Source organism: Bernardetia aquimarina, assembly GCF_042180575.1.
Lineage (GTDB): Bacteria > Bacteroidota > Bacteroidia > Cytophagales > Bernardetiaceae > Bernardetia.
The window spans coordinates 604,586-628,698 of the sequence record NZ_CP170094.1; the positions used below are offsets into that span (position 1 = coordinate 604,586).

Below are 24,113 nucleotides of genomic sequence, written 5' to 3' on the forward strand. Positions count from 1 at the left end.
AACTTTTTGAGTATAAAATTAGGTTGGGTAAGAAATAATTAGAATTAAAAACGAAATTAACCTAAATAACTATGGACGCTAAAAAAGCAAAAAAACGAAGTAAATTTTTCTCTTTACTTCTTCGACATCAACCCGAAACAGTAGGCTTAAAATTAGAAGAAGGAGGCTGGACAGATACAAAAGACTTCTTAGAAAAAATAAATAATTATAAAAAAGGAGATTCTATTACTTTTGAAGAATTAGAATATATTGTAGAAAATAATGATAAACAACGGTTTGCTTTCAATGAAGACAAAACCAAAATAAGAGCTAATCAAGGGCATTCCACCAATGTGGAAATGAATTATCAGCCTACTACACCTCCTCCAGTTTTATATCATGGAACAGCTACAAAAAATGTAGATTCAATTCTGAAAAATGGAATCATAAAAGGTAGTCGTCAATATGTTCATCTATCTGCTGATACAGAAACAGCTCAAAAAGTAGGTTCAAGACACGGAAACCCTTATATTTTCAAAATTGAAACCTACAAAATGCAAGAAGCAGGAATAAAATTTTATTGTTCAGAAAATGGCGTTTGGCTTACTGATTTTATTCCAAAAGAATTTTTGAAAGAAAATTAAAAAAATTATGATAACATTTCCTCTTACAAACGAAAAAGCATCTTGATTCATTTCAAGATGCTTTTTCGTTTGTTTTGGTTATCTTCTTTTAAAAGGAGATTTTTTACGTACTTTTCCTTTTCTATAGGTTTTTGCAGCAGAAACTTTTCCTTTTCTATGGATTTCTCTTCTATTTAATCTTTCATCTTCATCGTAGTAATACCATTTTCCGTTTTTGATGTCTTTGTAAAAATGACCTTCTGCCGAAATTTTTCCATTTGAGTGATAATAAGTAGCAACACCCCACTTTTTGCTCAGTTTATACTCAATTTCGGAAACCAAATCTCCTTTTGAGCTATATTCTTTTGTAATTCCTTTTTTGTGTCCAAAGGCATATTCTTCTTTGAGATGCGTTTTTCCATTTGTAAAATAAGTTTCACGTTTGCCATGTAGCTTATCATTTTCATAATTTTCAGTTACTTTTTTCTCTCCATTTGAATAAAAATAACTCCATTCGCCAGCTCTTTTTTCATCAGAAACCTCAATTTGTTTTTCTTTATTTCCATTAGCATAATAATGAGTTTCTTTTCTATCTTTAATACTTTTTCCAAAATCAACTTCTTTTGCAAGATTTCCATTTTCTCTGTAAATTTTGGAAGAAAGTTGTTGTCCAGAACGGTATTTTACTTCTTGCTTGAGTTTTCCATTGTCATAATAAAGAATATTATCTCCGTGTAATTGTCCGTTTTTATAGATTGCATCTTGCACCAAAACACTATCTCTTGTATATCTTCTAAAATATCCATTCTTTTTTCCATGAATATTTATGGTCTCTAACTCTAAGATTCCATTATCGTAATAGCTTTTAAAATCGCCACTCATTTCTCCATCCAAATAAGTCGTAGTGGTACGCAAAACTCCATTTTGATAAAATGTTTTTTCTTCTCCGTTTGGTTTATGATTTTTGAAAGTAATCATTCTTTTAATTTGTCCATCTGGATAATATTCTTCTACCAACCCATTTATTTTATCTAATTCAAAAGGTGTTTTTGCTTTTAGTTCTCCGTCTGGATAAAATGTTTTTATAATTCCGTTTAAATGGTCATTTTGATAATTTGCTTCCTGTACTACAATTTGTTTTTCATTATATACTTTTGCATTTCCATTTCTTTTATCATCTTGACATTCATATTCTGCCATCAAACCACCTTCAAAATAATATTCTTTAAAGATTCCATCTTTTTTTCCTTCTTTATATGAACCAATTAATTTTTCTTTTCCATTTGGATAGTATTCGATAGCTCTACCTTGTATTTCGCCTTCTTTAAAAGTGGCAATAGATTTTAACTCTCCTGTTACGTGAAAAAGTTTGTACTCTCCATCTACATTTGTGCTATCGTTTCCAATAAAGTAATATTCAGCCTTCAAAATGGTGTTATCCATATCATAATACGTGCGAGCAACTCGTCTTCCGTTCTGATTAGCAGACTTCAAACGCTCATTTTCAGCCGTTTGAGCCGAAGCTGAAAGCTGTCCAAAAACAACCAAAGGAAGATTGTATAAAATTAAAAAGGCTAAAAAATAGATTATTTTTTTATTCGTCATTATGTTTATTTTCTTTTTAATAAATTACTCATGAGAACATGAATAATGGTAGGATTTTATTTATTTCTTGATTAACAATTTAATAGTATTTGATTTTATTGTTGCTCATATCTCACGAGCAACCTTCTAACTACCAACAAAACGCTTGATTGAAAGTCTTATTGCAGTCAAATTTCTATCAAAAGCATTATTTTTTCTTAAAATAGATTTATAAACACTACATATTCCAAAAATATACCAAGATAAAAAAACAATCAACTAATTTTGAGATTCTTATAGAAGATTGATTAAAAATGGCTATTTTCGCCTATTATAATATAGCTGACACTTTCCAAGTGTCAGAAATAATAAAACATAACGACACTTGGAAAGTGTCGGCTACGTAACACAAAATTCTATGCTTGACCGTACAAAATCACCTGATTTTCAGCTTATTAAATCACACCAACTACCAAAGATTAATACAAAGAAACTAAAAAATGGTATTTCTTTTCATCAATTAATCACTAAAAATCAGCCAGTTTTGGGCTTTCAAATTGCTTTTGAGGCAGGAAGATGTCAAGAAAATAAAACAGGAGAGGCTTCTTTTATGGCAAAAATGCTTTTAGAAGGCACACAAACCAATACAGGAAAACAAATTGCTGACAAAATTTCGTTTTATGGAGCTTCAATACAGGTAGATTCAGGGAATGATTTTACGATTGTTTCTTTTTATACCTTAGAAAAACATTTAGAACACCTTTTACCTTTATTAAAGGAAATTTTACAAGAACCTACTTTTCCACAATCTGAAATAGATAATTTAAAGAACCGTTCGGTTCAAAATCTAAAAATTCAAGAAGAAAGAACAGCTTACCGAGCGACTGTCAAAATTAAAGAAGTGCTTTTTAAAGAAAACCATCCTTATTCTGCTTCTTCAAGTGAGCAGAGTATTAGAGCAATTCAAAGACAAGATTTAATTGATTTTTATGAAACTCATATCAAATCAAATCCTTTTGAAGCCTATTTAGTAGGAGATATTGATGCTGATTCTGAAAAATTAATAACTAATTTTATCGAAAGTTTTGCAGTTGATTCTGACAAGAAAGAAAAGCAATTATTAGAAAACCCGACTAATTCTATTACTAAAATCTATGAAGAAATAGAGGGAAGTGTACAAACTTCTATTCGTATTGGAAGACTTCTTTTCAATCAAAAACACCCAGATTATGCAGCTTTCAAGGTTATGAATATGATTTTGGGAGGCTATTTTGGCTCAAGGTTGATGCAAAATATTAGAGAAGATAAAGGTTATACGTATGGAATTTCGTCAAGAAATGCAGCTATGAAAAATGGTTCGTATTTCGTAATTGGTACAGATGTAAAAAAAGAAATTTATCAAGATGCCGTTAATGAAATTTATAAGGAAATTGAAAGATTGAAAAATGAACCTGTTTCGGAAGAAGAGTTAGAAAATGTAAAAAATTATATGAGTGGAAACTTTTTGGGTTCGCTCTCAACAGCTTTTGCAGTTATGGACAAAATGCAGGATATTCATTTGTATAACCTTGATGAAAACTATTACAATAATTACATCACTAATCTAAGAAAAGTAACCGTAGAAAATGTACAGAAAATGGCACAGAAATATTTAGTAGATTTGACAGAAGTATGTATAGGTTAAAACAAATTTAGATTTTAGAAGTCAGAATTTAGATTTATTTATTCAATTTCTAAACTTCTAAATTTATTTGAATTTAATTGGCTACGCCGACTTTCAGTTCTAATTTCTAAAATCTAACTTCTAAATTTAATTTACCTGCCGTTGTTGGTGTCCCCACCAACGACATAAACATAAAAAAATGAAATTTTATAAATATCAAGGAACAGGAAATGATTTTATTATGGTTGATAATCGTGATAATTCTTTTTCTGAAGAACAAAAAAAAGACAAAAATTTTATCGAAAAATTATGTCATCGTCGTTTCGGGATTGGTGCTGACGGACTTATTTTAATAGAAAATCCAACAGATAAATCACTTGAAGGAGATTTTGTAATGGTTTATTTCAATTCTGATGGAAATACAAGTTCTATGTGTGGAAATGGTGGACGCTGTGCCGTTGCTTTTGCGTATCGTTTGGGTGTTTTTGAAGGAAAAGAAACTACTTTTATGGCTTTTGATGGACTACATTTTGCAAAAGTAATGAGTGTAGAAAACTCAGAAAAAGAAATTGTTACAGAAGTAGAACTCCAAATGGGCGATGTTTCAAAAGTAGAAACAAATCTCAATTCTAATTTTGAGTCTAATCTTGAGTCAGATAAAAATGCCTATTTTTTAGATACAGGTTCGCCTCATTATGTGAGTTTTTTGTCCGAAACAGATAATAAAAAAACACAAAATGGCTTAGAAAATTATGCTGTTGTAGAAGAAGGAAAAAAGGTTCGGTATAATGAAAGATTCAAAAAAGAAGGTACAAATGTTAATTTTGTTGCAAGGAATGCAAATAATTCAGAAAAAAATAGCATTTTTGTAAGAACTTATGAACGTGGCGTAGAAGACGAAACACTTTCTTGTGGAACAGGCGTAACAGCTTGCGCTCTAGCTTATTCTTTATATGACCAAAATATAACTACTAATTTAGATGAAAATACAAATCAAACAAACCTAGTACAAATTCACACTTTAGGAGGGAATTTACAGGTGCGTTTTGATTATTCCAATAGAAATTCCGAACATCATTTCACAAATATTTTTCTAATAGGAGCTGCAACAGCAGTTTTTGAAGGGAATATATAATATAACTCACACCTTCTAAGGTGTCAGAAAAACAACAAATAAAATCAACTAAAGAATATAAAATTAAACAACGTACACTATTTAAACGTGTTACATTCATAATTTTCAATTCGTAATTCGTAATTATTCTTATTAATATGAATCTCAAAAACCAATCTCAAAAAGGTAATTCTATCAAGCTATTTGCAGCTTTGATTTTACTTTTTGCATTTTTTACAGGTTGCTCATCTGTTTATCAAAAAGCAGAATCTGAATTTGATAGAGCAGCTTATAATAAAGCCATTACACTTTATCAATCTTATTTAGCCAAAAATCCAGCGAAGGCTGCTGAGGTAAATTATAAAATTGCTGAAGCCTATCGCCGTTCGAATCGTCTTCAAATGGCATTACCTCATTATAAAAAAGTAGTGGAAGCAGGAACAAACAAACTCACAGCAGGCGACCGTGATACACTTCGTTATTACACAGCCGAAGCCTTGAAAGTCAATAAAAAATACGATGAAGCAAAAGCTCAATTTGAAGATTATGTCAAATTAGGAATCAATCAAAAACTCAAAGCATTAGCTCAAAGTGAAATTGACAACCTAGAGTCTATCAATGAAATTGCAGAAGCAAATCAATATGTTACTGTTGTTCCTTGTGATGGAATAAATACTGAAAATTCGGATTTTGCACCTACAAAATGGATGAACAAACTGGTTTTTTCGTCAGATAGAAGAAAAGAAGCAACTTATGAAGGAACAGGACAAGGTTTTTATGACTTGTACAGCTTCGAAAATGAAAACGATATTTCTGACACCACAAATGCGTGTGTAGGAACTGTAAAACTTTGGGGAGGAGAAATTTTTAATAAAGTAGGAACTCATGATGCTTCGGCTACTTTTTCGCCTGATGGAAAGACAGTAATTTTTGCTCGTAGTGGAAATGGAGATAAAAAAGGAGAATCTGACAAAGAGGTTAGTCTTTATACTTCTTCTTTGAATAATGGTCTTTGGTCAGACCCAAAACCTCTTTCTTATGTAAATAGTAGCTACTGGGACGGAACGCCACACATTTCTAAAGATGGTCAGACACTTTATTTTTCTTCTAATCGTGCTTCTAGTAAAGGTGGATTGGATATTTATAAAGCTAGTTTTAATGACAGAGACAAAACGTGGTCAAATGTAGTTCGTTTGGGAGATGATATTAATACAGAAGGAAATGAAATGTTTCCTTATATCGATGAAAAAGGACGTTTCTTTTTTGCTTCTAACGGACATGGTGGTTTAGGTGGTTTGGATATTTTTGTTCAAGAAGAAATGAAAAACCCTTCAGATACGGATACTACTTCAATGATTAAGAAAATTCGCAATGTAGGTGCGCCAATAAATAGTACAGGCGATGATTTTGGACTTACTTTTACAGAAAAAGAAGACAAAGGAGGTTATTTTACCTCAAAACGTGAGAAAAATGAAAGTGAAGTTATTGCAGAAACCAACGATGATATTTACCGTTTTCATCTTGATTCTTTAGATATTCGTGAGGTGCGTTATGTGCTTCGTGGAACAGTTGAGGGAGTTGATAAAGTAGAAAATACTCGTGAATTTCTTTCAGGTGTAGAAATGGATTTGAATTTGGGCAATAATAACATTGTAAAAGTTTCGACAGACGACAAAGGAAAATTCTTATTTGATACTTCTCTTGTTATTGGAAAGGTATATGATATTGATGTAACAGCAGCAGGATATTTACCAAAAAATGATAATGCTTTTTCTACTGTTGGTCGTGGTTTGGATAAAAACAAACTGACTCAAATGTACACACTCGTTTATTTTGATACGGCTTTTGTTTTGACAAAAGATTTCTTCGTAACTGGAGGAGGAGAAGGAAAAGATATGCTGCCACCAGAAATTGAGATTTTATACAAACTCAATAGTGCAGAACTAACTCCAGAAGCTAAAGAGAAATTAGATAATTTTGTAGTTTTCTTAAAAGAATATTTAGCGATGTATCCAGATGCTAAACTTACTATGGGTTCACATACAGATTCACGAGGTTCGAATGGTTACAACCAACGACTTTCACAACGTCGTGCAAACTCAGCTGTAAACTATGTTCTTGAAAAAGGTGTTTCAAAAGACAAGATAAAAGCAGTAGGTTATGGCGAAAATCGCTTGAAAATACCAAATGCTAAAAATGAAGAAGAACATCAATTAAATCGTCGTACTACGGTGGAAGTGGTGAAGTAACTTTCTATAAAATTTTACTCTAAAAAGGTGTTTCTTTATTGAAATGCCTTTTTTTATTTAAAATAAAATAATTTATGACATCTTTTATAAAAATAGCATTTATTTTTTTACTATTTCAAAGTTGCACAACTTCAAATGATAAAATCAGTAGTAATTTTTTGTGTGATGGCGATGAATATTGCTGTAAAAAGAAAAAAGAATATAGTAGTTATTTAACTGCTTTCAAATTTTCAACTCCAAAAGCTTCTTTTCAAATAGATGATAAGACCTATTACGAATACTCATTAGGAAGTGATCGTAATTATTCAGCTTCTTTCCTATGTATAGAGAATCAATATCAAGAGATTGTATATTATAGAGGAATGACACATTATTGTAGCTTTTATAAAAATAGTGAAGAAGGAAAGGAGGTAAAAGCCTATCTTCTAGCTAGAATAGCTGCTCCCATAAAAATTACAGAAGAAGAAATTAGAGAGGAAATTGAAGATGTATATGAAGAAATTGAAATAAAAGAGCAATAATATTTTTTTATTTTGTGAAGGTATTTCTTAATTGAAGTACCTTTTTTTATTATCTTAACTTTAGTGCAGCACAATAATATATTTTTTCGTTCTATAATAAAAATCAATATTTTATTATCATAAATAATCAAAAATTATGAAATATACAATTTTATCAGTTTTGTTATGTGTTACATTTTCTTGTTTCGGACAACAATGTTTAGATGTAAATTTTAAACTCAGAGGTTATTTTTATGCAGGTTCAAGTATAGAAGACTCAACAGCTTTTGGAGGGTTTTATAAAGATGAGAACATTCCTAAAAAATTAGATTTTATAAAAAAAATATTTGAAGAGGATAAATTGCAAATTATAGTTTGTTTGGATTCTACTACAAATTTTACGGATAAAATTAGTGGCTTTAAAATTTTTGTTGTTAATAAAACTGATTCTATTTCTGAATTAGTTGCACAAGACAGTCGTTTGTATCTAAAAAGACAGGTTTTTTATAAAAATAAATGGCAAGATATTGAGTATATCCCAAGTAGTTGGTGTGGAAATAGTTATCATTCAGTCTTCATAAAGCCAAATCAGTATTGGGAATTCGTAGCTCCTTGTGTAGAAGGAAAAATAAAAGCTACATGTAGATTTGAACTTTTTATCAATGGAAAAATAGTTATTTATTCGAATGAATTTGAAGGCAGTTTTAATAAAGCACAGTTAAAAAAATTGCAAGGACATACTTCACAAGGATTGATGGACTCTTATAATAATTAACAAAAAACCTTTGCAACGATTTTCAAAAATTTCACGTCTTGAATTAAAAGCCTTAAAAAAACCTAAATTTTTATTTTATGAAAAAACACATTGTATTTACTCAAAATTTTCCCAAAAAAGTTCTTCAATTCATGCTTTTTGGAATTGTTCTTTTTGGTTTGGCAGCTTGTTTTTATGTGGAAGAGCCATCACAACCTGTTTATAAAACAGAGTATAGTCCAGTTTATATGAGTCGCCAAGAACTAAATAACTCTGTAAAATTTGAAGCTGCACGTCCACTCCAAAATACAGGTAAAATATTTATGAAAGGCTCGTATGTTTTTGTTGGAGAACGTTATGAAGGTGTTCATGTGATTGATAACCGTAATCCAAGAGACCCAAAAAATGTTGGTTTTATTGCCATTTCAGGAAATGTAGATGTTGCTACAAAAGGTAATGTTTTGTATGCAGATAACGCTGTTGATTTAGTAGCTATAGATATTTCAAATTTGCCATCTATTCAAGTTTTGAAGCGTATTGAAGAGAGTTTTCCAGAAGCTAATCAAGTACGTCCACCAGATGGAGGAGAATTTGAATATGATGCCAGCAAAGGATATATCATTAATTGGATAAAAAACGATTAATTTTTTACTCCAACATAAATTCTTAATTTGAAATAATTTAATTAAAAAAAAATGAAAAATAACATATATATACTTTTTGGTTTTTTAGTCTTTGCTTTGAGCAGTTGTCAAAACGATGATTTTTCTGAAAATAGTGTAGATTCTGTCAATAACGGAGGCAAAGGAGGTTCACTAGCCCGTTTTACAGTTGTGGGGGACAAACTCTATACAATAGATAACGACCAAATGCGAATTTTTGATATTGAAGAAAATACAAATCCTACTTTTGAACAAACTGTTGATTTGATAAGTGGAGTCGAAACTGTTTTTCCATATAATAATATTCTGTATTTAGGAACACAAACAGGGATGTTGATTTATGATATTTCGAATCCTTCTGCTCCTCGTTATTTATCTATGTATGAGCATGTTCAAGCCTGTGACCCTGTGGTAGTTCAAGGAGATTATGCATATGTAACTGTTCGTTCAGGAACGACTTGTCGAAACACTTCGAATATAGACCAATTAGAAATTATTAATGTAAGCAATCCTGCTCAACCTTTTGCTGTTAATGCCTATCAACTGGAAAATCCTTATGGATTAGGAATAGATGATGACTTACTTTTTGTATGTGATGGCAATGCAGGTTTAAAAGTTTTTGATGTTACATTTACGCCAGACCGAATCCAACTTTTACATGAGTTTAGAAATATACAGGCAAGAGATGTAATTCCTTTCAATGGTTTATTGTTACTTATTGCTGAAGATGGTTTTTATCAATATGAGTACAAGCCATCTGGAGAAATGGAGTTGCTTAGTTTGATAGAAGTAGAAAAAGAATAACTATTTCTTGATTCAGTCTTAAATATTTTAATCTTGTTTTTACTATTCAGTTACAAAACGAATAGCTAAAAACAAGTTTTTTTTATTTAAAAATCTGACTCATAGCATTTTAGTATATTTTTATCAAAAAATTTAAAAATACATGTCATTTTTTATTACTTTTTAATAACTTTGGTGTAGATATTGTTTCAAGTAATAAGAAATGATAGACAAAATATAATTAAACCAATATCTAAACTACCCAAATTGCCTATAAAATTTTATACATAAATCGACTCTACCTCTAATTATTTTCTATTTATACTTACTTGATTTATAATTAATTTATGCAAAAGAAAGGCTTCTTTGGTGTTACTAGGCGTTCGGATTTTTTTCATCGATTAGATATTTTATTTTACTCATCCGTTTCAGCACCTCTTATATTATTATTTTTTGGACTAGGGCGTTATCAGCAACCCAACAGTCATGTTTATCCATATATAAATAATTTCCCACAATGGTTTATATGGTTATTAGCTATTTCTTGTATTGGAGTAGCTCTTTTAGGTATTTTACTTTATAAAAAACGTATTCCAAATGCAAAAGCACAAGTACTCTTACGTTGGAAAGTACAGCATTTTCTTCGTGCTTCTAGCTATAAATATACATTCCCTGCATTTTCAGGAGCTTTTGCTGCGCTAGGATATTATATGACAGGAGAAGGGATTTTTGCTTTTGTTGTCATGAGTATTCTCACTCTGTTTTTATTACAGCGTCCGACCAGCAAAAAAGTTTGTAAAGAATTATCTCTTCAAAATGAAGAAATTTCTCTTTTTAGAAGTGAACAAACTTGGGCGTGATATAAAATTAATCTGTAGCAATTTTTTCTTCTACTTTATTTTGGTTTTCGCTCTTTTCTTTTGAATTTTCTATCTGATTTTTTTTATAGTTTTTCATATAGTCGCTCAAAATAGGATACGTAAATACCGAAAGAAGTAATAATCCTGTTCCGATATAAAAACCTGTATTCATCACATTTTCTTGAAAAAGTAAAATCGCAGCAGCCGTTCCATATACAGGATTCAAATTACTAACCAAAGCCACCGTAAAAGGAGGTATTGATTTCATAATACTAATAAAAATAGAATAGGCATAAATAGAAAACACAAAAGCAAGTCCTAAAATAAGCATATAATCAGTAGGGCTTGCATCAAATTGAAATGATTTTCCTTCAGGAACTAAGAAGAAATAATAATAAAAAGGCAAAAATATAGTAGTACTAATCAATGCGCCTCCCATTTGATAAAAAGTAACAACATACGCATCGTGTTGATGAGCTAGTTTTGCATTATAAATAGTAAGAAGTGCGCCAAAGATTGCTCCTATAATACCCACAGCCAATCCCCAGCCATAATTAAAATCAGAATTGAAGATAATATAAATACCCAAAATAGCATTCATTCCAACCAATACTTGAAATGGACGACTTTTTCGTTTTGATAAAAGAGGGTCTAAAAAACTAATCCAAAGTGAAGTGGTAGCCATTCCGACCAAACACACCGAAGCAGTGGATATTTTAGCAGAAATAAAAGACAAGCCCCAATAAAGAAAAACTAATATTCCAGAACCTAACATGTGAAGAATTGCCTTTCTTGTAAATAAACTTGGAGCAGCACGTTTGTTAATCAAAAACAATAACATAACAAAGGCTGCCAAAGTACGCAAAAAAAGCAGTTCGATAGCAGGCACATCAATTAAAAGTACTATTGAGGGAATAAAACTACTCAATAATACAATCATGTGAAGCATGACATAGGTGCGTACATTAGAAGACATCAAAATTTCTAATTAAGGATACATAAACATAGAGAAAACAGAAAATTAGTTCTATCTAACTCTGTAAGATTTGTTAAAGATAGCAAATAATAGTTTAGTTTGTTAACTATTCACAGCTAGAAGATTATCTATCAACTACAAATCTCTGCAAAATACGTACTCTTATTCAAAAGTCCAATAAAAATTTTTTAAACCCTAATACTTTATTACATTTTAATTACATGGAATTGTAAAGTTAAAACGCTAAAAGCTACTGATTATAAATTAGCCTTTCAATCGGCTCAATTCTTTGAATAAAGATTCTTCTTTGTCACTCAGTTGAGTTGGAATTTCGACACGAAGTTTGACAAACATATCTCCAAACTTATCTGATTTTCCGTACACAGGCATTCCTAAGTTTCTCAATCTAAGTTTTTGTCCATTTTGTGCGCCTTTTGGAATAGGAATGTTTATAGGACTTCCTTTGATAGTTGGGATTTGTACTTTTCCACCCAAAACAGCAGCATACAAATCTACTTTTACATTACAATACAAATCATCTCCTTTTCTTTCAAAGGTTGGGTGTTTTTCTATCTTCACATAAATATACAAGTCGCCACTTTGTCCGTTTGAACCTTTTTCACCTTTTCCTTTTAGTCTGAGTTTTTTATTATCTGTTGTTCCAGCTTTTATATTTATACGAAGTTGCTGTTTATTTACACTAATTGTACGAGTAGTTCCGAAGTATGCTTCTTGCAAAGTAATAGTCATTTCGGCTTCCAAATCTCGCCCTGTTGAAGCTGCAGCACCAAAACCTCCTCCTTGTCCTCCTCCAAACATTTGCTCAAAGAAAGAACTAAAACCACCTTGTCCAAAGGCATCATCAAAATTGGTTTCGTATTGTGCATATCCTCCTCCATTTCTGTTTCCTCCAAAATCATAAGCTCCACCACCAGTTCCTGCACCTTCATACTTTTGGTAATCTTTTCCGTATTGGTCGTATTTTTTACGTTTTTCTGGGTCTTTTAGTGTTTCATATGCTTCGTTTATTTCTTTAAATTTTTGTTCTGCAGTAGAGTTTCCAGTATTTTTATCTGGATGATATTTTACGGCAAGTTTTCGAAATGCTTTTTTTATTTCGTCTGCTGAGGCAGATTTTGTTATTCCTAATGTTTTGTAGTAATCCATAATTATCTATTCTTGTCTAAAAATTTAATAAAAAAATATTCAGAAAATAAATGTTTATTTATATTTTATGAATTTGTTGTTTTAAATAAAGTCGCTCGTGAGGACACCATAGACGTAAGGTTAATTTTATTTTATCTCGTAAACAGGGTTAAAACCCTATCGATTGCCCACAAGTCTAAAATAGGTTGTTTTTGCATAAAATAGTTTCCAAAACAATGGAAATATTGAAATTTGTAGGGCAAAGGCTTGCCTTTGACAGGTTAGGTAGTCATTTTTTAGTTTGAAAAGAATACAAATACAGTCAAAGGCAAGCCTTTAACCTACAAATACACTATCTATGTTTTACGTTTAAAAACATGTGGGTAAACAGTAGGTTAAAACCCTGTTTTTATTATTAACCTTACGGCTATGGTAAGGACACGAGCAACGATTGTTTTGTTGAAAAGTAATTTAATTTACCATTGTTCGTGTCCTCACGAACGATAAATATATGTGACTAATCAATTTTCACTTTTCTAATTTCTGATTGTGTTTCTGGTTTTATGAATGGCAAAATTATTTCCAAAATTCCATCTTCGTATTTTGCTGCCACTTTGTCTGTATTGACGTGAGAAGGAAGCGAAAATGTACGTTTAAATTGTGAAAAACTATACTCTCTACGAGTAAATTTCTTTCCCGTAGAAGCAGTTGTTTCGTGTCCTTTGTTCGCTGAAATAGTTAGGTTTCCTTCAGACAGGTCAATTTCAAAATCATCTTTTTTTAGTCCAGGGGCTGCAAGCTGAACACAATATGAGTTTTCAGTTTCCGAAACATTCACAGCAGGACGACTAATAACCATCTGATTAGTAAGATATTCATTTGCTTGTCCGACAAGATTATCGATAAGTTGAAGTGGATTTTTGTATTCCATAATTGTAAAATTTGAGTGTTTAAAAGGCAAATTAGTGATAAAATAACTTGAAATAAAGAAAACTTTAGCAAATCAAAAAAAACAGAATTGAAAATAATGTAATACCTTTGAATAAAGTTAAGTCTGTATTATAAAAATTGAATTCTATCCAAAAAATGAAAATATTATTCCTTTCTACAAAAAAAACAACTCGTTTTTTTTCTTTGTTTATTGCTCTATTCTTTTCTTTATCTATTTGTCAAACTGTTTTTTCTCAAGATTTGTTATTAAATCCTTCTCCAAAAAGAGAATTTAGAGCCGTTTGGATTGCTAGTGTAGGAAATATTGATTTTCCTTCTAAGTCGAATCTCAACTCAAAAGCTCAACGAGAAGAGTTTGTTAGTTTGGTAAAAATGCACTCTCAAAATAACTTAAACGCACTTATTGTGCAAGTCCGACCTTCTGGAGATGCACTTTATCCCTCTGTTCGTGAGCCTTGGTCTTCTGTTTTGACTGGAAAAATGGGACAAATGCCGATGCCTTTTTATGACCCACTGGCTTTTATGATAGAAGAGACACATAAAAAATCGATGGAATTTCATGCGTGGTTCAATCCATTTCGTGCTATCATGAATCTTTCTCAAAAAATTGATTTACCAGAAAATCATATTACAAAACTACACCCAGAATGGTTTATGCAAGCTGGAAATAGTTTGGTTTTTAATCCAGGTGAACCTGATGCAAGAGAATTTGTACGAGAAATTATTATTGAAGTAGTGATGCGTTATGATATTGATGGTGTCCATTTAGACGATTATTTTTATCCTTATCCTGATGCAGGAGTTTATAATGATACAGAAACATTCAAAAAACACGGAAAAGAATTTTCGACAATAGAAGAATGGCGAAGAGATAATATCAATACTTTTATCAAAGAAACGGCTTTGGCTATCAAAAATATCAAACCTTATATCAAATTTGGAATAAGTCCGTGTGCTGTTTGGCGCAATCAAAACAAAGATAAAACAGGTTCGGATACAAAAGGAATTTCTGCGTATGACGATTTACATGCTGATACTCGCCTTTGGTTGCAACGTGGTTGGATAGATTATTTAGCCCCACAGGTTTATTTTAGCACAAAATCTAATGCTGTTCCTTATCAAACGATGCTCAACTGGTGGCAAGAAAATAGTTTTGGAAGACATATTTATATCGGTCATGCTGTGTATAAAATCCAAAATGATAAATATGATGAGCGTTGGAATAATCCTTCTGAAATGAGTGACCAGATTCGAATCATGCGAACACGCAGAGGAATGGCAGCAGGAAGTATTTTTTATCGTTCTCGTTTTCTGCAAGATAATCCAGCCCATGTGCAAGATTCTTTGAAGGCTAATTTTTATCGTTTCAAGGCATTGCCTCCTGTTCTGACTTGGATTGACCAAACACCTCCACCTCCACCCATGAATTTAACCGTTTCGGGTTCAAGAAAAGGAGCAGTTTTGAATTGGCAAGCGCAAGAAACGGCTGATCCTTTTGAGCAACCTACTTATTTTATTGTCTATCGTTTTGAAAATGGACAAGAAATCGACACTGAGAACCCAAAAAATATTGCAGCTATTTTACGCCAAAAAGAATGTTTTTATATTGACCCAAATGTTCGTAAAAATTGCAAATACACCTATTTAGTTACGGCTGTTGATAGATTACATAATGAAAGTATTCCTACAAAATCGGATTTATTTAAGTATAAAAGACGTTATTTGAAACAGTAAATTTTACATTATGAGATATTTATTAGTAGGAGATGTTTTTCCTAAACCTTTTCATTTTTATGAAGGATATAGAGGAGTAGAGAGAAATAGTTTACCTCCTGATTTTTTGAAAGAAATAGGTAAGACTAATTTGTTTAATAAGTGTATTGATATTATCTTTTTTTCAAAAGAGAATGATAACAACGAAGAAGAATTATCTGTATATAAAAGTATTGTTGATTTCTCTAATCAATATGAAGATGAAAATTTTGAAGTAATAGCTATTTTGGAAATTGAAGAAGACACTAATCTAAATATTTTTTTAGGCTATGAAATCATTTTCCCAAAAAATAATACGGAATCAGCAATAGTTTATTTTCTTAGAGAGATAGGTGGTGATACTTGGTCTTTAAGAGAGAAATATTTGGATAAACTAAATGATTTTTATTTGTTTAACAACTTATCTGACGCAGATAATTTTATGATAAAAGTTGAATCAATTATAGAAAAGTCAGAACCTAAAGACGAATTTGAAGATTATCATGATGAAATGAAGATAGTCAAAATATTTAGTGTTTATAATTAGAATGTTGGACAATGGAATATATAAAAATCTTACAAATCATTTTTGGAATAATCGTTATTCTAAGTGCTTTGAGTGTTTGGTATCAAAAAGAAGTCGTAAAATCTGCTTTTTCTTTTTTGGCTACCATGCTTGGCATTGCTGCACTTTTTGTTTTGGAAGGAGCTGATTTTGTAGCTGCTACTCATTTGGCTATTTATGTGGGAGGTGTTGTGGTATTGCTTTTATTTGGGATTATGTTTGTGCATAAAATATCCGATGAGAAAATAATTTCTGATAAGCAGTACAAACTTTCTGGTATTTCACTTTCAGTTTTATTTATTTTATTAATTTCTAGTTGGATTTTGAGAGGAAATTTAATAACATTTATACCCAATAAAGAAATTTCATCAAATGCAGATAATTCTACACTTGATGAAATTGCTCGTCTTTTTCTGACAGATTATATTCTATTTTTCGAATTAGGAGGTATTTTACTTACTATTGCACTACTCGGTGTAGCTGTTTTGATTGGAAAAAAAGAATAATATTGCAATCGTAATTTTTGATTGTTCCTTACTCAATCGTATGAACAATTCTGCGATAATTATTTCCTGTTTGAGAAGGAGGAGTAATGGCTTCTTTTTCAGTATTTTCTAATTCTCCTCTACTCACACTCAAAATAATTCCTAAAGAAATTCCTGTAAAAAATAAAGATGTTCCTCCCATACTCAGAAGTGGCAAAGGAAGTCCAGTAACAGGAACAAGTCCAACCACTACACTCATGTGAACAAGAGCCTGAACGACCAAACTAAAACTAAGTCCAGCCGACAAAAGTCCTCCAAAGGCTCGTTCAGATTTTGCCATGGCTACCATTCCACGATAGAGCAAAATAAGATAAAGTCCTAAAACGATAACACCACCAAGAAGTCCGTATTCTTCAATAATAATAGCATAAATAAAATCTGAATAAGGATGAGGAAGAAAATTTCGTTGCTGACTGTTTCCAATTCCTTTTCCTACAAATCCACCTGTTGCGACAGCTATGTATGATTGTTCTTCTTGAAAAGTAACCTGTTCTGTATCAAAAAATGCTTTTACACGAGAAGCTGCCGTTCCAGAACGTTGTCCTAATTTTAATGCAATCATTCCGACCATTGCGCCAATTACGACAGTCATGACCAAATAACGAACAGGAACACGTCCAATAAACATAATTAAAAGACAAGTAGCAAAAAGCAAGATAGCCGACGAAAAATTGGCAAGAGCAATCAAACCACAAATAAGCCCAGACCAAAAAATAATTGGTAAAGTAGAACGCTGAAATTCTCTAATACTTTGCTGGCGTTTGGAAAGCATACTAGCTACATTGGCAATCAAGGCAAGTGTTGCAAAATCTGAAGTCTGAAAAGATTGATTGATAAAAGGAATGGTAATTACACGAACAGCCTCATTTACAGTCGTTCCAAAGAGCCATGTCAGAATCAAAAGAGGAACTGAAATAAGTAATGCCAACCGAGAAAGACGAGAATAATAACGATAATCTATCCGATGACAAACCCACATAATGATAAGAGCCATAATTAAAAGAACACCATGTTTGAATAAATAATATTCTGTATCTCCTTTCATTCTTTTAAAGGCAATCGCACCAGTAGCACTATAAACCACCAAAATACTAATAATAACTAAGAGGAAAACTACGCCCCAAATAATCTTATCACCTGTAAAGATTCTTTTACTAATTGTATTAATTTCCATTGAAAAATATTTGAATTATAACTTCCCTAAATTTATAGTTTGATTTATACAAAAACGAATTTAAACCTATTTTCTTAAAGTAACAATAAAATAATAAAGAATAATTTTCAATTCTCACTTTTCTCTACATTACTTTTTGAGCGATATGTTTTTTCTACGAGGTCATATATTTTTATTAGGTCATCTTGTGTCTTACCTTGCATCGGAATTCCTAGTTGTTGATAAATTTCTAAACGATTTTTGTCATACCATTTTACAAAACCACCACCAATACTTCCTTCATAGACCATTTCATTTGTTTTGGTATCATAGACAACATATTGAATCGAATTTCTAGGTTGCATGACAGTTCCATCAATAGTTTTTTTACAAAGCACAAAAGTTTTATCTGTATTTGTTATACACTCAAATTTTTCTTCTGCTTTATCTGTAACATTGAGTTTCTGTTTGGCTAATTCTTTATAATTCATTGTAGTATCTTGTTTTGAACTTGCTTGAGAATTTTCTTTAGAATTACTTTTCTTTGTATTAGCACAACTAAAAATTGAAAAAACACAAAGCACTAAAATTAAATTTTTCATAAATTGACTAAATTGAGAATGAAATTTGAATATTCCTTAGGTAAGCAATACAAAACTATGGCAAACCTATCTTTAACAATTATGAAAACTACAAAAATTATGACAACTCTAAAAAAAACAAACTCTATTTTTATCTTTACTTTACTTTTTTTTGCTTTTAATTTTTCAGAATCAAAAGCACAAATTACTACAAAAGATAAGAATGTCAAAGAATATACTTACTATACATTAGAAGAAATAAAAGAGCGTTTTGATAAATATAAAATAGATTCTAGTACACATCTGACAGAAAATGAGTTTTTGGAGCGTATTACCATCTTACAAGACTTAAAGCCAAGCACTTACCGAACCTATAAAGCTGCTGTGGCTTATTTTGCAACTCCTACACGTTTGAAAGAAATTAGTGATATAAATTATGGTATAAATAGTTCGATTGCCATCGCAAAAAACAAAATTACTTACTTGCGAGAAAATAAAGCTGACTCAACACTTTTAGCATTCAAAATGCAGCCTATCGACCGAATATATGATTTTTATAGAAATCAGTTTGTAAATACTTCGCAGCTAGAGGAAGTCAAAAAATATATGTTTGCTTCCTCTGACAAGCCTAATTTTGATATTCATCAATTAGATAAATTTTTACCTAATATTTCTCAATTTGGAATAAAAAATGGACAACGAGCGTATGGTTATAGAATGTCTTTAAAAGATAATTATCATCTATTGATTGTAGATTTGCCTGAAAACGGCAGAAAAATGATACTTTTCCAACAAAATGGCTGGGACAATACAGCAAAAGGTGTGTATTAATTCTCATTAACGATATATTTGCCTTCAACTATTGTCAGAGTTGTTTCGGATTACCGAAAAACTACTGACAAAATTTTTATAAACATGTTCTAATTCATTGCATTTTCCGATTCCTACATATCCAATTCCCCTGTATTTGCATTTCCCATTCCCTAATATCCAATTCCTATTTCCCTGTATTCCATGTTTGAGTTCAAAAAATTTAGCATTAATCAAGAAAATTGCGCCATGAAAATCTGTACAGATGCCTGTATTTTTGGTGGTTATATTGATATTTCTGAAAGTAAATCTATTTTAGACATCGGAACAGGAACAGGACTTTTATCATTAATGGTAGCCCAAAGAAGCACTCATGAAAGTACCAAAATCACAGGCATAGAAATCGAAAAAGATGCTTTTCTGACAGCAAAACAAAATTTTGAAAGAAGTAATTATAAAGATAGATTAGAAATTTTTCATCATTCTATTCAAGTTTTTTCAGAAATTTATTCTTCTACCTTCGATCATATTATCAGTAATCCTCCTTTTTTCCTTCATCAATCCAAAACAAAAAACAAGTCCAAAAACTTAGCTTTGCATAGTGAAGCTCTTTCTTTTGATGATTTATTAAATTCTGTTGATAAATTGCTTTCAGAAAATGGAAAGTGCGATATTCTACTTCCTGCATTCGAAATGGATATTTTTATCAAAAAAGCAAAAAATTATAATTTATTTCCTCAAAAAAAATTAAGTATTTATACAAGAAAAGAACAAGGAATTTTTAGAGTAGTTACACGATTTGAGAGAAATAATAATTCTGAAAAAAAAATAGAGAATGAAGCAGAACAAAAAATAACTGAAGATAATTTTATAATTTATAAATCAAAAAATGAAAATGATATTGAACTCAATAGAGGTTATACAGATGATTTTGTGGAGCTTTTGAGAGATTTTTATATTATTTTCTAATATTCCATCAAAAATTTTTGTAATTTATTTTAGTTTTTTGCTCAAATTACTTGCAAATTCAGTTTCTAATCTTTTACTTTGTTTATCAAACAATATTCAATTCAAATAGACTTTATAAAATTAATTATTTTCGGTAACTTTTTACACCTAACTTTTCAAACTTATGGCAGATTTACGCAGTATTATTACTGATATGGACAAAGAATTTAATAATCGTATTCGTTTGGGGCTTATGGCAGCCATGATGATAGAAGATTGGATAGAATTCAAGACCATGAAACACCTTTTAGACCTTACTGATGGTAATTTGGCAAGTCATGTAGCAGCTTTAGAAAACTGTGGTTATATGGAAGTTCGCAAAAAATTCATTGGAAAACGTCCGAATACATCGTATAAAATTACCCCAACAGGAAGACGAGCCTTCGAACATCACTTGCAACAGTTGGAAGAGCTTATCAAAAAAGCTAGAAGCTAAACTTTTTTTTATAAAAGTAAGGAAAAGGTGTGCCTTTTCCTTTACTAAACTTCTTGCTCAACAGTTTTATTTTTCTCAGAATATGGCTTCGCTATTGGGCGAATCAAATCGGCTATTACTTGTGCTACTTCTTTTGATTTTGGGTCAGTATGATGTGTAAAATAGATTTTTTTGGTTTTATATTTTTTGCTAGAACTGGTTAATTTTGTCTTAACAACAAAGAAAATCCCCTTTTTATGAAGGGTTTTTTTATCTTGATAGATTATTTTTTTGATGTCTTTCCAGTTTCCATTTTGCTCTACAACTCCCAAAAGCCCATAATTTTTAATAGAAAAAGTGTGCTTTTCTTTATCAAAACAAGCTACTTGATACCGTCCACTAATACTTAAAAACAAAAGAGCTAAAAAAGACATTCCTGCTGCAATTCCCCAATATCCCATATACCACTCCCAAATAATAAAAGATGAAAATTTATTCTTATTAAGAACAAAATCATTAAATTTTTTACTAATTTCTTCTTCTTTCGTAAATGTAATATCAGAAATTCTACGCAGTGGAAACCGTTCTTCTTCTAGGGTAATAAAAGTCGGATTATAATGAGAAATAAAACTTGCTTCATTAGTAGCCGAAGAGTATCCTTTATCCATTCGAAGCGTTTCGGATAGAAGAATAGAATCTAAGCTGACTCCTTCTTGAAAACTAAAATAAGTAATGTAACAAAACACTTTATTTACATCATTTATTTTTTTTATACTTTTATTTTTTTTATTCTTAGTAGAAGTATTTGTAATTTGTTCTATCGAACGCTCACATTTGATTGAAATATACTCAAACCCCATATAAAAACTGACTACTAAAACTGTCAAAAACAGTCCTGTCCATACAAATCCCATAGCTGTTTTGCTTCGTACTTCTAAGGCTGTTTCTGTTTCTTTTACATTATACATAAAGCGAAAATAAAAAATTAATTGAAAGGGAAAAAGTAGCACTTTAGTTCAAAACTACAAAATTTATTCTCTATTTTTTGTATTTTTGTTTAGTTACTATTTCTATAAATAAGACAGCATAAAATATCATGCAAAAATTACCAATCGGAATACAGAGTTTTGAAAAAATACGTACAGAAAATTATTTGTATGTAGATAAAACAGAACATATTTACAGTTTATTAGACAGTGCAGGATATTATTTTTTATCTCGTCCTCGTCGTTTTGGTAAATCTCTATTAATCAACACATTGAAAGAAATTTTTTTAGGTAAAAAAGAACTTTTTAAAGGGCTTTTTATAGAAGATAAAATTGAATGGACTACTTTTCCTGTGATTCATTTAGATTTTGCAGTAGGAGATTATAAAAAAATAGGTTTGTATGATTATTTACAACAAAAAATAATACAAAATGCGACTGAATATCAAATTGAAATTGAAGCAGAATCTATAGGTTTTGCTTTAGAAGAATTAATCCATAAGCTCTATAAAAAATACAATCAAAAAGTTGTTTTATTAATTGATGAATACGACAAACCAATTATCGATTTTTTAGATGATGACAAAATTCATATTGCTAAAGAAAATAATGAGATAATGAAGAGTTTTTATTCTCCTATCAAAAGTTTGGATAATGAATTGAGATTTTTCTTTCTGACAGGCGTTTCTAAATTTACAAAAGTATCTATTTTTTCTGATTTGAATCATCTGAATGACATAACGGTAGATGATAATTTTTCTACTTTGGTAGGCTATACACAAAAAGAAGTAGAGTTTTATTTTGAGGAACATATAAATAAATTAGCAACAAAACACAAATTAGATAAAAAAGAAACTTTAAAAGAATTAAAAGAATGGTATAATGGGTATTCTTGGACAGGAGAAGATAAAGTATATAATCCATTTTCGATTATGAATGCCTTACAAAAATCTAATTTTGATAATTATTGGTTTGCAACAGGAACACCTACTTTTTTGGTAAAACTAATGCAAAAAGGAAATTATTATGATATGGATAATCAAATAATGGACTTACAGAGTTTAGGGAATTTTGATATTATCAATATTCAACCGATTACTGTTTTGTTTCAAACAGGGTATTTGACTTTAGTAGAAGAATATAGAATGAATGTCTATCGTTTGGGTTATCCAAACAGAGAAGTCAAAAATTCAATGCTCAATATGCTTCTTAATTCGTATAGTTTTCAACCAGAGGGTTTTGCTATTCCGTTAGTTGTTCAGTTGGAAAATGCTTTTCTACATCAAGATTTTGAAAAATTATTTATTCATTTTGCGACACTTTTTGCCAAAATTCCCTATCAAATTTTTGAGCAGTACAAAGAAAGTTATTATCATACCGTGATTTTTCTAACGTTTGAGCTTTTGGGTTTTTATATAGATGCAGAAGTAAATACGTCAAGAGGAAGAATTGATGCTGTCGTGAAATCAAAGGAAGCCATCTTTATTTTTGAATTTAAAGTAAATGAAACGCCACAAATGGCAATAGAACAAATTAAAGAAAAGAAATACGCTGATAAATATTTGACTGAAAAAGAAAATGACAAAACTATTTTTTTACTAGGTGTCAATTTTAAAAATAAAACAGAAGTTGAGTATTTGGTGGAGGAAATTTAAATAACAGAATTAAAAAATATGGGGCAAACATTAGAATTATACGTAAAAGATGAAAGTATTGAAAGTCCATTCTTATCAAGAAGTTTTAAAGACGAAATAATATATCCTTCTCATTTTGAATTTGAAGTTTTTTTAGATGATAAGGAATTAGATTTAATTTGTCCATCTCATGAAAGTGAAATAATTCTTGATAAGAAAAGAGAAGTAAGCAAGGAAGAGCAAAAGCAAATTTCATCTAAAATATTAGATATTGCTTTTAATAAAAGAGATACTTTAGAAGACATCAACAAAATATCTGATTCTTTCTCTTTTATTCAACAGGACACGCCAAAAAAAGAAATAAACCCACAAACCTTCAAAAATATTCTCTTAAAAATTGAGAATTATATGAAGGAAAATGCAGAAATATTACCCCAAGTTCATTTTGTTTTTGAAAATGAAAGTCTTAATGAAAATTCAGAGGTAAGATATATTTCTATAAATAATATAGATGCCACTATTAATGGAGATTTATTTCATTACATAGATTTTGAAAATATAGCAACTGACAGTCCATCAGGCGAAGTAGATTATGAAGAGATTCGTAATAAAATAAATATAAAAACTTATGGCGAAGATTACGGAAAAGTAAACTTCTTTGTAGATGTAAAACCAATAATCTTTATAAATAGTAAGAAGTATTTTACAAAGACAGTTTCAAAAGCAGAACAATTTAGAGAAGAGTTTCAGCGATGTTATGATTTTTTGGATAAAGCAATAGAATTAGATAAGAAAATTCTGTGGGAGGTTTGGTAAATCA

General features: G+C 30.5%; 24 protein-coding genes. 17 read left to right on the top strand and 7 right to left on the bottom strand.

Annotated elements, in window-relative coordinates; translation table 11 throughout:
• Nucleotides 1-71: 71 nt before the first annotated feature.
• Entirely contained in the window at nt 72-623 is a 552-nt protein-coding gene (locus tag ACE193_RS02435) for an RNA 2'-phosphotransferase (RefSeq protein WP_375561431.1), read from the top strand.
• Nucleotides 624-701: 78 nt separating this feature from the next.
• Here the strand turns inward: ACE193_RS02435 and ACE193_RS02440 are convergent, their stop codons facing one another.
• Nucleotides 702-2,207: a toxin-antitoxin system YwqK family antitoxin gene (locus ACE193_RS02440; RefSeq protein WP_375561432.1), complete on the bottom strand. Its 1,506-nt coding sequence runs from the start codon at nt 2,205-2,207 to the stop codon at nt 702-704.
• A 397-nt stretch (nt 2,208-2,604) separates the two neighbouring features.
• On the opposite strand from ACE193_RS02440, the gene ACE193_RS02445 reads away from it, so the two are divergent.
• The 8 genes from ACE193_RS02445 (at nt 2,605) to ACE193_RS02480 (ending at nt 10,771) form a co-directional block, all read left to right on the top strand.
• A complete protein-coding gene (locus ACE193_RS02445; RefSeq protein ID WP_375561433.1) occupies nt 2,605-3,870 on the top strand; it encodes a M16 family metallopeptidase in 1,266 nt (421 codons plus the stop codon).
• 178 nt (nt 3,871-4,048) lie between these two features.
• Nucleotides 4,049-4,984, top strand: a complete 936-nt coding sequence (gene dapF, locus ACE193_RS02450) for a diaminopimelate epimerase (RefSeq protein ID WP_375561434.1) — start codon at nt 4,049-4,051, stop codon at nt 4,982-4,984.
• Between the two features lie 137 nt (nt 4,985-5,121).
• Complete coding sequence (locus ACE193_RS02455; protein ID WP_375561435.1) at nt 5,122-7,212, top strand: OmpA family protein; 2,091 nt, start codon at nt 5,122-5,124, stop codon at nt 7,210-7,212.
• Nucleotides 7,213-7,286: 74 nt separating this feature from the next.
• Nucleotides 7,287-7,733 carry a hypothetical protein gene (locus ACE193_RS02460; RefSeq protein ID WP_375561436.1) on the top strand — a complete coding sequence of 149 codons (447 nt, stop codon included), beginning with the start codon at nt 7,287-7,289 and terminating at the stop codon, nt 7,731-7,733.
• 136 nt (nt 7,734-7,869) lie between these two features.
• Nucleotides 7,870-8,487 (top strand): hypothetical protein, encoded by a 618-nt coding sequence (locus tag ACE193_RS02465; protein WP_375561437.1) that lies wholly within the window; start codon nt 7,870-7,872, stop codon nt 8,485-8,487.
• A 77-nt stretch (nt 8,488-8,564) separates the two neighbouring features.
• The gene (locus tag ACE193_RS02470) at nt 8,565-9,110 is read left to right on the top strand and encodes a hypothetical protein (protein ID WP_375561438.1); all 546 of its coding nucleotides are present in this window, start codon (nt 8,565-8,567) and stop codon (nt 9,108-9,110) included.
• A 51-nt stretch (nt 9,111-9,161) separates the two neighbouring features.
• Nucleotides 9,162-9,932: an LVIVD repeat-containing protein gene (locus tag ACE193_RS02475; RefSeq protein ID WP_375561439.1), complete on the top strand. Its 771-nt coding sequence runs from the start codon at nt 9,162-9,164 to the stop codon at nt 9,930-9,932.
• 326 nt (nt 9,933-10,258) lie between these two features.
• A complete protein-coding gene (locus ACE193_RS02480) occupies nt 10,259-10,771 on the top strand; it encodes a hypothetical protein (protein ID WP_375561440.1) in 513 nt (170 codons plus the stop codon).
• Between the two features lie 7 nt (nt 10,772-10,778).
• Here ACE193_RS02480 and ACE193_RS02485 read toward each other — a convergent pair whose 3' ends face one another.
• The 3 genes from ACE193_RS02485 to ACE193_RS02495 form a co-directional block, all read right to left on the bottom strand.
• The gene (locus ACE193_RS02485) at nt 10,779-11,747 is read right to left on the bottom strand and encodes a DMT family transporter (RefSeq protein ID WP_375561441.1); all 969 of its coding nucleotides are present in this window, start codon (nt 11,745-11,747) and stop codon (nt 10,779-10,781) included.
• Between the two features lie 264 nt (nt 11,748-12,011).
• Nucleotides 12,012-12,914 (bottom strand): DnaJ C-terminal domain-containing protein, encoded by a 903-nt coding sequence (locus ACE193_RS02490; RefSeq protein WP_375561442.1) that lies wholly within the window; start codon nt 12,912-12,914, stop codon nt 12,012-12,014.
• A gap of 496 nt (nt 12,915-13,410) precedes the next feature.
• A complete protein-coding gene (locus ACE193_RS02495; RefSeq protein ID WP_375561443.1) occupies nt 13,411-13,824 on the bottom strand; it encodes an Hsp20/alpha crystallin family protein in 414 nt (137 codons plus the stop codon).
• A 155-nt stretch (nt 13,825-13,979) separates the two neighbouring features.
• Between ACE193_RS02495 and ACE193_RS02500 the strand changes: the two genes are divergently transcribed.
• Genes ACE193_RS02500 through ACE193_RS02510 form a run of 3 tightly spaced genes read left to right on the top strand, consistent with a single transcriptional unit; the run spans nt 13,980 to nt 16,667 of the window.
• Nucleotides 13,980-15,578: a glycoside hydrolase family 10 protein gene (locus ACE193_RS02500; protein WP_375561444.1), complete on the top strand. Its 1,599-nt coding sequence runs from the start codon at nt 13,980-13,982 to the stop codon at nt 15,576-15,578.
• 10 nt (nt 15,579-15,588) lie between these two features.
• Nucleotides 15,589-16,143, top strand: coding sequence for a hypothetical protein (locus ACE193_RS02505; RefSeq protein WP_375561445.1), 555 nt, complete (start codon nt 15,589-15,591; stop codon nt 16,141-16,143).
• 11 nt (nt 16,144-16,154) lie between these two features.
• Nucleotides 16,155-16,667: an NADH-quinone oxidoreductase subunit J gene (locus ACE193_RS02510; RefSeq protein ID WP_375561446.1), complete on the top strand. Its 513-nt coding sequence runs from the start codon at nt 16,155-16,157 to the stop codon at nt 16,665-16,667.
• Nucleotides 16,668-16,695: 28 nt separating this feature from the next.
• Here the strand turns inward: ACE193_RS02510 and ACE193_RS02515 are convergent, their stop codons facing one another.
• Nucleotides 16,696-17,880: an FtsW/RodA/SpoVE family cell cycle protein gene (locus ACE193_RS02515; protein WP_375561447.1), complete on the bottom strand. Its 1,185-nt coding sequence runs from the start codon at nt 17,878-17,880 to the stop codon at nt 16,696-16,698.
• 107 nt (nt 17,881-17,987) lie between these two features.
• Entirely contained in the window at nt 17,988-18,461 is a 474-nt protein-coding gene (locus ACE193_RS02520) for a hypothetical protein (RefSeq protein WP_375561448.1), read from the bottom strand.
• Between the two features lie 81 nt (nt 18,462-18,542).
• On the opposite strand from ACE193_RS02520, the gene ACE193_RS02525 reads away from it, so the two are divergent.
• The 3 genes from ACE193_RS02525 (at nt 18,543) to ACE193_RS02535 (ending at nt 20,694) form a co-directional block, all read left to right on the top strand.
• On the top strand, nt 18,543-19,271 hold the full coding sequence (locus ACE193_RS02525; protein ID WP_375561449.1) for a hypothetical protein: 729 nt from the start codon (nt 18,543-18,545) through the stop codon (nt 19,269-19,271).
• 183 nt (nt 19,272-19,454) lie between these two features.
• Nucleotides 19,455-20,219, top strand: coding sequence for a tRNA1(Val) (adenine(37)-N6)-methyltransferase (locus ACE193_RS02530; RefSeq protein WP_375561450.1), 765 nt, complete (start codon nt 19,455-19,457; stop codon nt 20,217-20,219).
• Nucleotides 20,220-20,382: 163 nt separating this feature from the next.
• On the top strand, nt 20,383-20,694 hold the full coding sequence (locus ACE193_RS02535; protein WP_375561451.1) for a winged helix-turn-helix domain-containing protein: 312 nt from the start codon (nt 20,383-20,385) through the stop codon (nt 20,692-20,694).
• Nucleotides 20,695-20,738: 44 nt separating this feature from the next.
• On the opposite strand, the gene ACE193_RS02540 is transcribed toward ACE193_RS02535, so the two are convergent.
• A complete protein-coding gene (locus ACE193_RS02540) occupies nt 20,739-21,641 on the bottom strand; it encodes a hypothetical protein (RefSeq protein ID WP_375561452.1) in 903 nt (300 codons plus the stop codon).
• A 128-nt stretch (nt 21,642-21,769) separates the two neighbouring features.
• On the opposite strand from ACE193_RS02540, the gene ACE193_RS02545 reads away from it, so the two are divergent.
• Complete coding sequence (locus tag ACE193_RS02545) at nt 21,770-23,314, top strand: AAA family ATPase (protein WP_375561453.1); 1,545 nt, start codon at nt 21,770-21,772, stop codon at nt 23,312-23,314.
• An 18-nt stretch (nt 23,315-23,332) separates the two neighbouring features.
• Nucleotides 23,333-24,109 (top strand): hypothetical protein, encoded by a 777-nt coding sequence (locus ACE193_RS02550; RefSeq protein WP_375561454.1) that lies wholly within the window; start codon nt 23,333-23,335, stop codon nt 24,107-24,109.
• The last annotated feature ends 4 nt before the right edge of the window (nt 24,110-24,113 follow it).

Coding starts and splice junctions, on each gene's coding strand:
- ACE193_RS02435 (WP_375561431.1), top strand. CDS start 72: ATGGACGCTAAAAAAGCAAAAAAACGAAGTAAATTTTTCTCTTTACTT.
- ACE193_RS02440 (WP_375561432.1), bottom strand. CDS start 2,207: ATGACGAATAAAAAAATAATCTATTTTTTAGCCTTTTTAATTTTATAC.
- ACE193_RS02445 (WP_375561433.1), top strand. CDS start 2,605: ATGCTTGACCGTACAAAATCACCTGATTTTCAGCTTATTAAATCACAC.
- dapF (WP_375561434.1), top strand. CDS start 4,049: ATGAAATTTTATAAATATCAAGGAACAGGAAATGATTTTATTATGGTT.
- ACE193_RS02455 (WP_375561435.1), top strand. CDS start 5,122: ATGAATCTCAAAAACCAATCTCAAAAAGGTAATTCTATCAAGCTATTT.
- ACE193_RS02460 (WP_375561436.1), top strand. CDS start 7,287: ATGACATCTTTTATAAAAATAGCATTTATTTTTTTACTATTTCAAAGT.
- ACE193_RS02465 (WP_375561437.1), top strand. CDS start 7,870: ATGAAATATACAATTTTATCAGTTTTGTTATGTGTTACATTTTCTTGT.
- ACE193_RS02470 (WP_375561438.1), top strand. CDS start 8,565: ATGAAAAAACACATTGTATTTACTCAAAATTTTCCCAAAAAAGTTCTT.
- ACE193_RS02475 (WP_375561439.1), top strand. CDS start 9,162: ATGAAAAATAACATATATATACTTTTTGGTTTTTTAGTCTTTGCTTTG.
- ACE193_RS02480 (WP_375561440.1), top strand. CDS start 10,259: ATGCAAAAGAAAGGCTTCTTTGGTGTTACTAGGCGTTCGGATTTTTTT.
- ACE193_RS02485 (WP_375561441.1), bottom strand. CDS start 11,747: ATGTCTTCTAATGTACGCACCTATGTCATGCTTCACATGATTGTATTA.
- ACE193_RS02490 (WP_375561442.1), bottom strand. CDS start 12,914: ATGGATTACTACAAAACATTAGGAATAACAAAATCTGCCTCAGCAGAC.
- ACE193_RS02495 (WP_375561443.1), bottom strand. CDS start 13,824: ATGGAATACAAAAATCCACTTCAACTTATCGATAATCTTGTCGGACAA.
- ACE193_RS02500 (WP_375561444.1), top strand. CDS start 13,980: ATGAAAATATTATTCCTTTCTACAAAAAAAACAACTCGTTTTTTTTCT.
- ACE193_RS02505 (WP_375561445.1), top strand. CDS start 15,589: ATGAGATATTTATTAGTAGGAGATGTTTTTCCTAAACCTTTTCATTTT.
- ACE193_RS02510 (WP_375561446.1), top strand. CDS start 16,155: ATGGAATATATAAAAATCTTACAAATCATTTTTGGAATAATCGTTATT.
- ACE193_RS02515 (WP_375561447.1), bottom strand. CDS start 17,880: ATGGAAATTAATACAATTAGTAAAAGAATCTTTACAGGTGATAAGATT.
- ACE193_RS02520 (WP_375561448.1), bottom strand. CDS start 18,461: ATGAAAAATTTAATTTTAGTGCTTTGTGTTTTTTCAATTTTTAGTTGT.
- ACE193_RS02525 (WP_375561449.1), top strand. CDS start 18,543: ATGAAAACTACAAAAATTATGACAACTCTAAAAAAAACAAACTCTATT.
- ACE193_RS02530 (WP_375561450.1), top strand. CDS start 19,455: ATGTTTGAGTTCAAAAAATTTAGCATTAATCAAGAAAATTGCGCCATG.
- ACE193_RS02535 (WP_375561451.1), top strand. CDS start 20,383: ATGGCAGATTTACGCAGTATTATTACTGATATGGACAAAGAATTTAAT.
- ACE193_RS02540 (WP_375561452.1), bottom strand. CDS start 21,641: ATGTATAATGTAAAAGAAACAGAAACAGCCTTAGAAGTACGAAGCAAA.
- ACE193_RS02545 (WP_375561453.1), top strand. CDS start 21,770: ATGCAAAAATTACCAATCGGAATACAGAGTTTTGAAAAAATACGTACA.
- ACE193_RS02550 (WP_375561454.1), top strand. CDS start 23,333: ATGGGGCAAACATTAGAATTATACGTAAAAGATGAAAGTATTGAAAGT.